The sequence below is a fragment of the Streptomyces sp. NPDC027672 genome, from assembly GCF_055566335.1.
Genome location: NZ_JBVHSO010000012.1, coordinates 156,395 through 168,839 on the forward strand (window position 1 = coordinate 156,395; position 12,445 = coordinate 168,839).

Genomic DNA, 12,445 nt, shown 5'->3' on the forward strand with positions numbered 1-12,445 from the left:
ATGGGACGACCGGTCCCCGAGCGGGCAGGGTGCCGTGGCCCCGAGCGGTGACGGGACGATCAGCCCCGGGGAGGGCAAGCCGCCCCGGCCGAACCGGGGCCGTGGTCGCTCCTGCCTGCAAGCGGGCGAGGTTCTGGCCCTTTGGTCAGCTTGGCCAGCGACGGGTCCGGATGAGGATGCCCGCGAGGCGGAGGGCGGTCTGGTACGACCGCCTGCACGAGCAGTGTGGCCGCGCTGCGCCGCCCGTCGGCGGCAGCAGGGCGATCGCCGCGGCCGGCAGCAGCGCGCGGGGGTCGGTGAAGTCGACCGCACCGAAGACGCTGTACAGCACGTCATAGGTGCCGGCCGCGTCCCGCAGGTGCCGCACGGCGTCGGAGCGGAGGATGCGCAGGCGCGGTGCCAGGTGGCCGGACAGATCGGTGGCCATGGCGTACTGCGCGGGCGAGGCGTCGACGGCGTCGACGCGGGCGGGGGTGTGGCGGGCAGCCAGACAGGCGGCCTGCCAGGCGGCGCCGGCGCCGAGGTCACCGACGACGCCGCCGGTCAGGTCGCCCAGGACCTCCGGGCCGGGTCCGCCGTCCTGGCTCCAGCTCCAGTGAAAGGTCCTCGGGACGGCGCGGTCGCGTCCGGCGCGGGTGCGGCCGTAGTGGTGCCAGAGGTCTGGGGTGGTCGACACCCGCGGCATCCTGGCAGGCGCAGCCCGGGACCGGGGCGACTCCGCAGAATTTCGTCCCTGCGAGGAGCCGGGTCCGCGACCGGCCACCGGTAGGCCCGGCCGATGTCGTCCACGGCCAGGACGGCGTGCCCGCCGCGTCGCCGTTGCCCCCGCTGTTCGAGGGGACTTCCCGGAGGGATCGGCATGGCGTCGGCGTTCGTCCGGTTCGTCCGGCATGGTCATGTGTTCATGCGACTGTGCACGCCCCTGTCCCTCTGCCTCGCCGCAGCCGCCGCCACCGTCGTCGTCCCCGTGTCGCCGGGAGCCGCCCAGGCCGACGCGGGCCCGTCCTGTGCCGGTGCCGACGTGGGGACCTTCCCGCTGGCCGGCCGGATCCGGGGCGGTCCCGCTTCCTACGAGGCCGGCGGCGGCTACGGCACCTGGTACATCGACCTCACCAACACCACCCGCCGGAGCTGCGCCGGCATCCACCCGGTCGTGGTCCTCGTCGACGACGCACGCGCGCTGCGGCCGGGCCAGCCCCGGCTGGACTTCTACGAAGGCTCCCGGGTCCGGCCGGTCACCTTCGAGGCCACCGACGCGCAGGAACTGGTCGGTGTGCTGGACGGCGCCGGCTTCGCCGGGTTCACCGTGCCGCCCGGCCGGACCGTCAGCGTCCGCGTCCGGCTCTCGTTCACCTCCGAGGCCGTACCCGGCCGGGTCACCGCCAACGCCGCCGTGGTCCAGCGGCGGGGCGAGGACGGGGACTGGGTCGGCGCGTCCGGCGCCTACCGCTTCCAGGTCACCCGCGACGGGGACGGGCCCCCGCAGCGCACCGGGGACCCTCGCAGGACCCCGGACCCCCACGACACCCGGGACCCCCGGGGCACCGACACCCCGCAGGACGCCGAAGGTACGCAAGACCCGGACGCCGAAAGCACCCGCGACCCGGATACCGCAGGTACCCAGGACCCGCAGGGTGCCGAGCCCACCCCCAATTCCCTGGACGCCGCGGCCGTACCCCCCGCCCCGGCCTCCGCCGCCCCCTCGGCCCCCGCCGGCACCGGCGCCGCGGACCCGTCCCCCGACTCCTCACCGCACTCCCCGCACTCCGACTTCCCCCTCGCCCGGGAGGCGCGGGACGCCGGGGAGCGGCCGCACGAGCTGGCGCGCACCGGCGGGCTGGGACTCGCCCAGGGGCTGCTCGCCGCCGTCACCGCCCTGATCGCCATCGGCACCACCGCCTACCTCCGCTCCCGCGCCCGCCGCTGACCCCGTTCCCGCCCCCGCCCCCGGCCCGCCATCCGCGCCCGCCTGACCCCGCGCCCGCCGCTGACCTGCCGCCGCCTACCCGTTCCCGCGGCCGCCACTGAACCCGATCCGCCCCCCCAGCCCGCCACCCGCGCCCGCCGCTGACCCCGACCCGCCCCCGCCCCCGGCCCGCCACCCCCGTCTGCGACGATCCCTCCCGTGGACTACCCGAACGACCAGGCCCCCGGTGCCCCCGTCCGTGCCGGCATTCCCGAGCACGGGCGCATTCCCAAGTACTACGCGGTGAAGGCGCGGATCGCCGCGCTGCTGGAGGAACTGGGGGAGGGGGGTCTCATCCCCACGGAGCGGGACCTCGCCGAGCGGTACGACGTGGCGCGGGAGACCGTGCGGCAGGCCGTGCGGGAGCTGGTGCTGGAGGGGCGGCTGCGGCGCCAGGGCCGGGGCACGGTGGCCGCCGGGCCCAAGCTGGCCCAGCCGCTGTCCCTGGCCAGCTACACCGAGGGCGTGCGCCGGCAGGGGCGGACGCCCGGCCGTACCCTCGTCACCCTGGACCGGTTCCCGTGCCCCGAGGCGCTCGCCGCCGAGACCGGGCTCACCCGGGGCGAACCCGTCTGGCACCTGGAGCGCGTGCTGCTCGCCGACGAGGAGCGGGTCGGCCTGGAGAGCACGTACGTCGCCGTCGCGCGGGTGCCCCGGCTGGACCGCGACTTCGACCCGGACTCGTCCTTCTACGGCTATCTCGCCGCCCAGGGCATCTCCTTCGGGGACGCCGACGAGCGGATCGAGACCGTGCTGGCCACGCCCCGCGAGGCCCTGCTCATCGGCACCCCGCCCGCCCTGCCCATGCTGCTGATCCACCGGGTGTCCCGGGACACCGGGGGCCGCCCGCTGGAGCGGGTGCGGTCGCTGTACCGGGGCGACCGGTTCTCCTTCACCGCCCATCTCACGGGCTGAACCGTCCGCGTATGGCCGGGAATCACCCCTCCCGGAACATCACGAAAACGTAACGGGTCTAGCCCAAACTTGCGAGGTCGTTCACGCTCTCGTCGTCAGCCGGATGTCTCCGGTTCCCGGACAGCGAGGAGCGTTGCCGCCGTGAGAGTGACAGTCGTCGGAGCAGGCGTGGTGGGCACCATGCACGCCTGGCACGCAGTGGAACGCGGCCACCAGGTCGTACAGATCGAGCGCGAGGCCGAGGCGCGCGGCGCCTCGCTGCGCAACTTCGGGCAGATCTGGGTCAGCGGGCGCGCCGCCGGCGCGGAGCTGGAGGCCGCGCTGCGGGCGCGGGAGCTGTGGGAGGGGATCGGCGGCCGGGTCCCGGCGCTGGGGTTCCGGGCCAACGGCTCGCTGACCCCGGTCCGCGGACCGCTGGAACTCGCCGTCGCCGAGGCCGCCGTGGCCCGCGCCGACGCCGCCGCCCGGGGCTACAAGCTGCTCACCCCGGCCGAGGCCCGCGCCCTCAACCCCGCCCTGCGCGGCGACTTCACCGCCGCCCTGTACTGCGAGCGGGACGCGGCCGTCGAACCCCGCACCGCCCAGCTCGCCCTGCGCGCGGAGCTGCTGAAGTCCCCCGCCTACACGTTCCTGCCCGGCCGGGAGGTGCGCGAGGTGACCGGCCCCGGCACCGTGCGCGACGACCACGGGGACGTGCACCGGGCCGACGCCGTCGTGCTGTGCACCGGCGCCTGGCTCGGCGGCCTGGTCCGCGAACTGGCCGGGCCCGCACTGCCGGTGCGCCGGGTGCGGCTGCAGATGATGCAGACCGACCCGCTCGGCGAGCCGCTGACCACCTCGGTCGCCGACGCCGACAGCTTCCGCTACTACCCGGCCTACGCCTCCCCGGCGCTGGACGAGCTGAACGTCCGGCAGCCGCAGCCGGAGACCGCCGCCGCGCACCGGATGCAACTGCTCATGGTGCAGCGCGCCGACGGCGGCCTGACCATCGGCGACACCCACGAGTACGAGCACCCCTTCGCCTTCGACACCGTGGAGGAGCCGTACGAGCACCTCACCGGTGTCGTGGAATCCCTCCTCGGCCGGCCGCTGCCGCGCGTCCGGCGCCGCTGGGCGGGCGTGTACGCGCAGTGCACCGAACCCGGCAAGGTCGTGCACCGCCAGCGGGTGCACGACGGGGTGTGGCTGGTCACCGGGCCCGGCGGGCGCGGCATGACCTGCGCCCCCGCCATAGCCGAGACCACCGCGAACGAACTGGGCTGGTGAGCACCGACATGACCCCCGTCACCACCGACATCCGGCTCGTCGTCCTCGACATGGCGGGCACGACCGTCGCCGACGGCGGCCTGGTCGAGCGCGCCTTCGCCGCGGCCGCCGCCGAACTGGGCGTCGAGCCCGGCTCCCCCGAGCACGCCGATCACCTGGCCTACGTCCGCGCCACCATGGGCGAGTCCAAGATCTCCGTCTTCCGGCACCTGTTCGGCGACGAGGACCGCGCCCGGCGCGCCAACACCGCCTTCGAGAAGGCGTACGGCGCCCTGGTCGACGACGGTCTGATCGCCCCGGTGCCGGGCGCCCGCGAGGCCATCGAGGAACTGTCCGCCGGCGGCCGCACCGTCGTGCTGACCACCGGCTTCGCCCGGGTCACCCAGGACGCCATCCTGGACGCCCTCGGCTGGCGCGGCCTGGTGCCGCTCACGCTGTGCCCGGCCGACGCCGGCGGGCGCGGCCGGCCGTACCCGGACATGGTGCTGGAGGCGTTCCTCCGGACCCGGGCCGCGCAGGACGTACGGCAGGTCGCCGTGGCCGGGGACACGTCGTACGACGTGCTCAGCGGCGTACGCGCCGGGGCCGGCCTGGTCGCCGGGGTGCGCACCGGCGCCCACGGGGACGCGGAGTTCACCGCCGCCGGCGCCACCCATGTCCTCGACTCCGTCGCCGGCCTGCCCGGTCTGCTCGCCGGAGCCCGCTGACATGAGCATCCGCTTCGACTCCGTCACGGTCGCCTACGACGGCCGGGTCGTCCTCGACTCCCTCGACCTGACCGTCGAGCCCGGCGAGGTCATGGCGCTCCTCGGGCCGTCCGGATCCGGCAAGACCACCGCGCTGCGGGCGGTCGCCGGGTTCGTCCGGCCCGCGTCCGGGCGGGTGTACCTCGGCGGCGAGGACGTGACGGACCTCCCGCCGTACCGGCGCGGCATCGGCATGGTCGTGCAGAGCTACGCCCTCTTCCCGCACCTGCGCGTGGAGGACAACGTGGCCTTCGGGCTGAAGGCCCGCCGGACACCCCGGGCCGGGATACGGCAGCGGGTCGCCGAGGCGCTGGAGCTGACCGGCATGGCCGGCCACGCCCGCCGCTACCCGCGCGAGCTGTCCGGCGGGCAGCAGCAGCGCGTCGCCATCGCCCGCGCGCTCGCCATCCGGCCCCGCGTACTGCTCCTGGACGAACCGCTGTCCGCGCTGGACGCCCGGCTGCGCTCCGGGATGCTCGCCGAACTGGCGCGGCTGCACCGCGAGCTGCCGGACGTGTCGATGCTGTACGTCACCCACGACCAGATCGAGGCGCTCACCCTGGCCGACCGGATCGCGGTGATGGACACGGCACGACTGCGGGCGTGCGGGACCCCGCGGGAGCTGTACCGGGCGCCCGCCGACGAGTTCACCGCGTCCTTCGTGGGCGGCGCCAACCTGCTGCCGGTCACGGTGGCGGCCCGGGGCGTCGACTTCGCGGGGACCGGGCTGGAAGCCGACACCGGGGACGCGGCCGCGGGAGCGCGGGCCACGCTGTGCGTACGGCCGCATCTGGTCGGGCTGGGGGAGGGGCCCAACCGGATCAGCGGCACGGTCACCGACATCCAGTGGCGGGGCGCCACGCACCGGCTGTACGTGCGGGTCGCGGGCCACTCCGTCATGGCGGACGTGCGGGAGCTGAAGGACCCGCCGGCCCACGGCGACCCGGTGACCCTGCACTTCGCCCCCGAGGACGCGGTGCTGCTGCCGGCCGGGGTCTCCGCATGACCCGGCGCGTCCTGTGGGCCCTCCCCCCGGCCGCCCTGCTCGGCCTCTTCTTCCTCTACCCGCTCGCCCTCGTCGTCCGGCAGTCCCTGCGCCCCGACACCGGCGGCACCTCCGTGCGGCCGTACACCGACGTCTTCGCCTCCGGGGCGTTCCGGCACGCGCTGTGGACCACCGTGTGGCTGGCGCCGGCCGCCACCGCCGGCTGTCTGGTGCTCGGCTTCCTGCTGGCGCTGGTCATCGCCTTCGTACCGTTCCCGGGCGCGAAGGCGGTGGCGCGGTTCGTCGACGTGTACCTGTCCTTCCCGTCCTTCCTCATCACGCTGGCGCTGCTGTTCCTCTACGGCACCACCGGCATCCTCGGCTCCGTCCCGTTCCTCACCACCCCGTGGGGCGTGCTGCTGGCCGAGGTCACCTACTTCACTCCGTTCGTGATGCGCCCGCTGCTCGCCGCCTTCGCGCAGCTCGACACCGCCCTGCTGGAGGCGGCCGGTTCGCTGGGCGCGCGGGCGCCGCGCGTGGTCCGGCAGGTGATCCTGCCCGAGGCGCTGCCCGCGCTCGCGGCCGGCGGCAGCCTCGTCCTGGTGCTGTGCCTCAACGAGTTCGGGATCGTGCTGTTCACCGGCGCGAAGGGCGTCACCACCCTGCCGACGCTCGTCTACAGCAAGGCGATCCTGGAGTCCGACTACCCGGGCGCCTGCGCGGTCGCCGTCGTCAACGTCCTGATCTCCGTGGGCCTGTACGGCCTGTACCGGGTGGTGAGCCGTCGTGCTGGTGCATAGCCGCAAGGCCCGGTGGGCCGTGTGGGCCGTCTTCCTCGTCCTCTTCCTGCCGCTGTTCGCGCTGCCCCTCCTCGTCGTCCTGGGCGCCTCCTTCGCCACCCACTGGTCCGGCGCCCTGCCCTCGGGCCCGACCATCGCCCACTACCGTGCCGCCACCCGGGGCGAGTCCCTCCAGGCGCTCACCACCAGCCTGCTCACGGCCGCCGCCGCCAGCCTGCTCGCGCTGACCGCCGGCACCTGGGCCGCGCTGGCCGGAGCGGCCCTGCGCAAGCGCCACCGCCGGGTGCTGGACGCCCTGTTCGTGCTGCCGGTCGCGGTGCCGTCGGTGGTGGTCGGGCTGGCGGTGCTGGTGGCGTTCTCCCAGCCGCCGCTGCTGCTCAACGGCACCCGGTGGATCGTGATCACCGCGCACACCGTGCTGGTCACCGCCTTCGCCCACCAGTCGGTGTCGGCGGCCCTGACCCGCCTGGACCCGGCCTACGAGCAGGCCGCCGCCTCCCTCGGGGCCCGGCCGGCCACCGTCCTGCTGCGGGTGCGGCTGCCGCTGCTGCTGCCCTCGCTGACCGCCGCCGCCGGTCTGTGCTTCGCGCTCTCCATGGGCGAGCTGAGCGCCACGATGATGCTCTACCCGCCCGACTGGACCCCGCTGCCCGTCCTGGTCTACGCGGCCACCGACCGCGGCGCCCTGTTCACCGGCTCCGCCGTCGCCGTGGTCCTCATGGCCGCGACGCTGCTCGTCCTGTTCGCCGTCTCCCGGGTCCGCACCCGGGCGTCGTACCGCTGACCCACCCCGGTCCTTCCCGCCACCACGCCAGGAGTCCGTCCCGCCATGCCCAGAACCCGTCCCGCGCTCGCCGTGGCCCTCGCCCTCCTCGCCGCTCCCGCGCTGTCCGCGTGCGGCGGCTCCTCCGCCGCCTCCGACGCGAAGGTCGTCACCGTCTACAGCGCCGACGGCCTCAAGGGCGAGAACGGCGACGGCTGGTACGACCAGGTCTTCGAGGACTTCGAGCGGCGGACCGGCATCAAGGTCGCCTACGTCGAGGGCGGCTCCGGCGAGATGGTGCAGCGCGCCGTCCGGGAGCGGAGCAACCCGCAGGCCGACGTGCTGGTCACCCTGCCGCCGTTCATCCAGCAGGCCGCCGGCAAGGGCCTGCTCCAGAAGTACGTCCCCCGCGGCGCCGACCAGGTCGCCGGCGCGGACAAGGCCGCCGACGGCACCTGGACCTCGGTCGTGAACAACTACGTCGGGTTCGTCTACAACAAGAAGGAGCTGAAGCAGCCCCCGAAGACCTGGGACGACCTGCTCGGCCCCCGCTACAAGAACAAGCTCCAGTACTCCACGCCGGGCGTCGCCGGCGACGGAACGGCCGTACTGATCAAGGCGATCCACGACTTCGGCGGCAAGGACCGGGCCCTCGCCTACCTCAAGCGGCTCCAGGCCAACAACGTCGGCCCGTCCGCCTCCACCGGCAAACTGGCGCCCAAGGTGGACAAGGGCGAACTCCTCGTCGCCAACGGCGACGTGCAGATGAACCACGCCCAGACCAAGACCCTGCCGAACCTCGGCATCTGGTTCCCGGCCGGGCCCGGCGGCAGGCCCACCACCTTCGCCCTGCCCTACGCGGCCGGCCTGGTCACCAAGGCCCCGCACAGCGCGAACGGCAGGAAGCTGCTCGACTTCATGCTCGCCCGCAAGCAGCAGCAGGAGGCCGGTCCGGTCGGCGGCGGCTTCCCCGTCCGCCGGGACGTCGGGGCCGCCGGCGCGGGCGCCGCCGAGCTGACCCGGCTGATGGACGGCGTCGAGGTGTTCCAGCCCGACTGGGACGACATCGAGGAGAACCTCACGTCGTACGTCGAGGACTGGAAGTCCGCCACCGGCAGCTGAGCCGGCGGCGGTCCACCGGCCCGGCAGGTCCCGCCCCGCCGCCGCGGCCGGCCGCGCGACTCCCCGCGCCCCAGGGGCGGCACCGCACGCACCGCACCGCCCCTGGCACCACCGGGGGCGGTGGCACGACCGCAGCGCTCCGCACGCCCGCCCTTCCCCGGAGGTCCTCCGTGCCCCTGTCCCGTCGTACCCTCCTGCTGTCCGCCGCCGCGGCGGCCGCGTCCGCCGGTCCGCTCGCCGCCGTCGCCCGCGCGGCCGCCCGCACCCCCAAGGTCCTGGTCATCGGCCTGGACGGCGCCCTGCTCGGCCGGATCAAGGAGGCCGACGCGCCGAACCTGGACGCCCTGATGGCGGCCGGTCTCACCGCGCCCAGCAGCATCTACGCCAACCCGCTCGCCCCGACCCTCTCCGGGCCCGGCTGGTCGACCATCCTCACCGGGGTCTGGCCCGACAAGCACAACGTCAAGGACAACAGCTTCACCGGCTCCCGGTTCGACCGGTACCCGGACTTCCTCACCCGCGTCGAGACGGCCAGGCCGGCCCTGTCCACGTACGCCGTCTCCTCCTGGGCGCCGCTCACCGACACCGTGTTCTCCGCGAAGGTCGACACCCGCGTCTCCACGCCCGGCGCCGAGTACGACACCGGCACCACCGCCCGCGCGGTCGCCCGGCTCCGCGACGCGAATCCGGACGCGGTCTTCGTCCACCTGGACAACATCGACCACGCCGGCCACACCTACGGCGCCGCCTCCTCGCAGTACCTGGACGCCATCCACGGCGCCGACGCGCAGGTCGGGCAGCTCGTGGCCGCCGTACGGGCCCGGCCCGGGTACGCCGCCGAGGACTGGCTGATCATGGTCACCGCCGACCACGGCCACACCGACGCCGGCGGCCACGGCGGCTCCACCCTCCAGGAACGGGGGACCTTCCTCATCGCCACCGGCACGGCGCTCGCGCCCGGATCGGTGCGCCACGACGTGAAGATGCCGGACGTCGCCGCCTCCGCCCTGGCCCACCTCGGCATCCCGCTCGACCCCGCCTGGGACCTGGACGGCCGCCCGGTCCAGCGGCCCGCGCCCGACGACTTCGACGCCCTGCGCGGCTCCCTGGGCACCCGCGTGGACGAGACGGGCATCCCGGCGGCCACCGTGGGCTTCACCCACACCCCGCCGCCCGGCTGGTCCGTCGACGACTCCGCGATGGGCGGCGGCGGGGTCACCGAGTGGCGCGGCTGGACCTTCACCACGGACGAGTTCTGGACCCAGGCCCAGCGCGACCAGAACCGCGAGGGCAACATCCGGGCCCGGAACGTCTTCGCGGTGGCCGACGGCGACGAGTGGAGCGACAAGGCGGTCACCGGCACCTTCGACTCCACCCTGGTCAGCCCCGCCTACCCGGTCACCGGCGGCGGCCCGGCCGTCCTGACGTACACCACCTACTACCGGCACGAGGCCCCGCAGAAGGGCCAGGTCCTCGTCTCCTACGACGGCGGCACCCCGGTCACCGTGCGCACGTACACCGCCGACGTGCCCTCGCGCACCGAGACCGTCGCCCTCCAGGTGCCGGCGGGCGCGAGCAGCGCCCGGGTCCGCTTCCGGTACACCGGCGGCAACAACTGGTACTGGGTGATCGACGGGGTCGGGATCGAGCGGGCTTGATTAGGGTGGGGGCGTCGGTACGCCGTGGTTCCGGCGCCCCCGTTCCCGACCGCTGACACGCCAGGAGACGCAACACATGGCAGACCGCAAGCCCATCGAGTCGTGGCTCACCGACATGGACGGCGTCCTGATCCACGAGGGCGTGCCCATCCCCGGCGCCGACGCCTTCTTGAAGAAGCTGCGCGAGTCCGGCCGGCCCTTCCTGGTGCTCACCAACAACTCCATCTACACCGCCCGCGACCTGCACGCCCGGCTGCGCCGGATGGGCCTGGACGTGCCGGTGGAGAACATCTGGACCTCGGCCCTGGCCACCGCCCAGTTCCTGAACGACCAGCGGCCCGGCGGCAGCGCCTACGTCATCGGCGAGGCCGGCCTGACCACCGCGCTGCACGACATCGGCTACATCCTCACCGACCACGAGCCCGACTTCGTGATCCTCGGCGAGACCCGCACCTACTCCTTCGAGGCCCTGACCAAGGCCGTCCGGCTGATCAACAACGGGGCCCGGTTCATCGCCACCAACCCCGACAACGTCGGCCCCTCCACCGAGGGCGACCTGCCCGCCACCGGCTCGGTCGCCGCGCTGATCACCGCCGCCACCGGCAAGAAGCCGTACTTCGTGGGCAAGCCCAACCCGCTGATGATGCGGGCCGGACTGAACGCGATCGGCGCGCACTCCGAGTCCTCGGCGATGATCGGCGACCGGATGGACACCGACGTCCTCGCGGGCCTGGAGGCCGGGATGCGCACCTTCCTGGTGCTGACCGGCGTCACCCGGCCCGCGGACGTCGACCGCTACCCCTTCCGCCCGTCCCGGGTCGTCGACTCCATCGCGGACCTGGTCGACCTGGTCTGAGCGCGGTCGGCCGGCGGAACCGGCCTCACCCGATCGGAGCACCGGGCGCCTCCCGAGGATGCGGGGGCGCCCGGTGCGGGGGAGCCTCCTGGTAACTGGAGGTTCACGATGGGCTCAGCACGCCTCACTGTCCGCACCGCACTGTTCGCCGCCGCGCTCACCGCGGCCGCTCCCGCGGCCCACGCGGCGGACGGCGGCGCGGTCGCCGTGACCCCGGCCTCCCCGGCGCCGGGCGCCGACATCACGCTGACGGCCGACGGCTGCGCCGGCGACCAGGGCACCGCCGTCTCGGCCGCCTTCGTCTCCGACGCCCGGCTGACCGGCACCCCGGGCGCGCTGAGCGGGCAGACCCGCGTCCGGTCCGGTCTTCCGCCGGGCGCCTACCCCGTGAAGGTGACCTGCGCCGGCCGCATGCTCACCGGCAGCCTCACGGTGGGCGGCCCGGCGGGCGCCCGGATCGCGGCGCCCGCCGGCCCGCCCACCGCGCCCGCCTCGCCGGTCGCCCCGGTGCCCGCGGGCGGCGGCGGCAGCGCGCACTTCGCCACCGTGGCCACCGGCGGCTCCGGGCCCGCCACCGGCCAGGCGGTGACCGGACTGGCCCTCGCCGGGATCGCCGCGGTCGCGGTCGGGCTGCGCGCCCGCCGGAGCCGCGGGACCCGCTGACCGCCCGTGTCCGACGACGACCGGGAGCGCGGCGCCGGCTCCGGGCGGCTGGCCGCCGGCCTGGTCTGGACGCTGCTGCTGTGCGGGCTGTGGCTGTGGGGACGGGCCGCCACCGACGTGCCGCCGAGCGGGGACGGCCCCGCCACGGGTGACGTCTTCGCCGTGGGCCGCGCCGCCGACGGCACCCGGCTGCCGCGCGCGGTACGGCCGCTGTCCGGCGCGGTGCCCCAGCGCGTGGACATCCCGGCCCTGGGCGTCCAGGCCCCGGTGGTGGCCCGCGGCCTGGACGCCCACGGCGCCGTCGACCCGCCGCCCTACGACCAGCCGGGCGTGGTCGGCTGGTACGGAGCCGGTCCCCTGCCCGGCGCCGCCGGACCGGCGCTGCTGGTGGGCCACGTCGACACCGCGTCCCGGCCCGCGGTGTTCCACCGGCTCGGCAGCCTCAGGCCCGGCCGGCGGGTCCGGGTGTTCCGCGCGGACGGCAAGGTCGCCGAGTTCACCGTGGACGACGTCCGCGTCCTGCCCCGCGAGGGCTTCGACGCCCACCAGGCGTACGGTCCCCGGGAGCCGGGCCGCGCCGAACTCCGCCTGATCACCTGCGGCGGCACCTTCGACCGCGCGAGCCGCAGCTACACCGCGAACGTGGTCGTCTCCGCGTACCTCACGGGCCTGACGGGGGCGGTGGGACCGGCCGGGTGAGCGGGT

General features: G+C 75.2%; 12 protein-coding genes and 1 pseudogene. 12 read left to right on the plus strand and 1 reads right to left on the minus strand.

The genetic code is table 11. From position 1 onward, the window contains the following. Positions 1 to 250 precede the first annotated feature (250 nt). A pseudogene (locus tag ACZ4SV_RS27355) lies at positions 251 to 676 on the minus strand (class I SAM-dependent methyltransferase); the annotation flags it as partial. A gap of 183 nt (positions 677 to 859) precedes the next feature. Here ACZ4SV_RS27355 and ACZ4SV_RS27360 point away from each other — a divergent pair. The 12 genes from ACZ4SV_RS27360 to ACZ4SV_RS27415 all read left to right on the plus strand — a co-directional run bounded on the left by ACZ4SV_RS27360 (position 860) and on the right by ACZ4SV_RS27415 (position 12,439). After that, entirely contained in the window at positions 860 to 1,927 is a 1,068-nt protein-coding gene (locus ACZ4SV_RS27360; RefSeq protein ID WP_468007201.1) for a hypothetical protein, read from the plus strand. A 198-nt stretch (positions 1,928 to 2,125) separates the two neighbouring features. Next, complete coding sequence (locus ACZ4SV_RS27365; RefSeq protein ID WP_468007203.1) at positions 2,126 to 2,881, plus strand: GntR family transcriptional regulator; 756 nt, start codon at positions 2,126 to 2,128, stop codon at positions 2,879 to 2,881. A 141-nt stretch (positions 2,882 to 3,022) separates the two neighbouring features. Further along, positions 3,023 to 4,147, plus strand: a complete 1,125-nt coding sequence (locus ACZ4SV_RS27370; protein WP_468007205.1) for a TIGR03364 family FAD-dependent oxidoreductase — start codon at positions 3,023 to 3,025, stop codon at positions 4,145 to 4,147. 8 nt (positions 4,148 to 4,155) lie between these two features. Continuing rightward, positions 4,156 to 4,854 carry a phosphonatase-like hydrolase gene (locus ACZ4SV_RS27375; RefSeq protein WP_468007353.1) on the plus strand — a complete coding sequence of 233 codons (699 nt, stop codon included), beginning with the start codon at positions 4,156 to 4,158 and terminating at the stop codon, positions 4,852 to 4,854. A gap of 1 nt (position 4,855) precedes the next feature. Further along, entirely contained in the window at positions 4,856 to 5,899 is a 1,044-nt protein-coding gene (locus tag ACZ4SV_RS27380; protein ID WP_468007207.1) for an ABC transporter ATP-binding protein, read from the plus strand. Further along, positions 5,896 to 6,678, plus strand: coding sequence for a 2-aminoethylphosphonate ABC transporter permease subunit (locus tag ACZ4SV_RS27385; RefSeq protein ID WP_365872296.1), 783 nt, complete (start codon positions 5,896 to 5,898; stop codon positions 6,676 to 6,678). Before ACZ4SV_RS27380 ends, ACZ4SV_RS27385 begins: the two co-directional genes overlap by 4 nt. After that, positions 6,665 to 7,462 (plus strand): ABC transporter permease, encoded by a 798-nt coding sequence (locus ACZ4SV_RS27390; protein ID WP_468007210.1) that lies wholly within the window; start codon positions 6,665 to 6,667, stop codon positions 7,460 to 7,462. Before ACZ4SV_RS27385 ends, ACZ4SV_RS27390 begins: the two co-directional genes overlap by 14 nt. Positions 7,463 to 7,507: 45 nt before the next feature. After that, complete coding sequence (locus ACZ4SV_RS27395) at positions 7,508 to 8,563, plus strand: 2-aminoethylphosphonate ABC transporter substrate-binding protein (RefSeq protein WP_468007211.1); 1,056 nt, start codon at positions 7,508 to 7,510, stop codon at positions 8,561 to 8,563. Positions 8,564 to 8,733: 170 nt separating this feature from the next. Then, entirely contained in the window at positions 8,734 to 10,221 is a 1,488-nt protein-coding gene (locus ACZ4SV_RS27400; RefSeq protein WP_468007213.1) for an alkaline phosphatase family protein, read from the plus strand. Positions 10,222 to 10,297: 76 nt separating this feature from the next. Continuing rightward, positions 10,298 to 11,077: an HAD-IIA family hydrolase gene (locus tag ACZ4SV_RS27405; protein ID WP_365872304.1), complete on the plus strand. Its 780-nt coding sequence runs from the start codon at positions 10,298 to 10,300 to the stop codon at positions 11,075 to 11,077. Between the two features lie 108 nt (positions 11,078 to 11,185). Further along, positions 11,186 to 11,740: a hypothetical protein gene (locus ACZ4SV_RS27410; RefSeq protein ID WP_468007216.1), complete on the plus strand. Its 555-nt coding sequence runs from the start codon at positions 11,186 to 11,188 to the stop codon at positions 11,738 to 11,740. A 6-nt stretch (positions 11,741 to 11,746) separates the two neighbouring features. Further along, entirely contained in the window at positions 11,747 to 12,439 is a 693-nt protein-coding gene (locus ACZ4SV_RS27415; protein ID WP_468007218.1) for a class F sortase, read from the plus strand. The last annotated feature ends 6 nt before the right edge of the window (positions 12,440 to 12,445 follow it).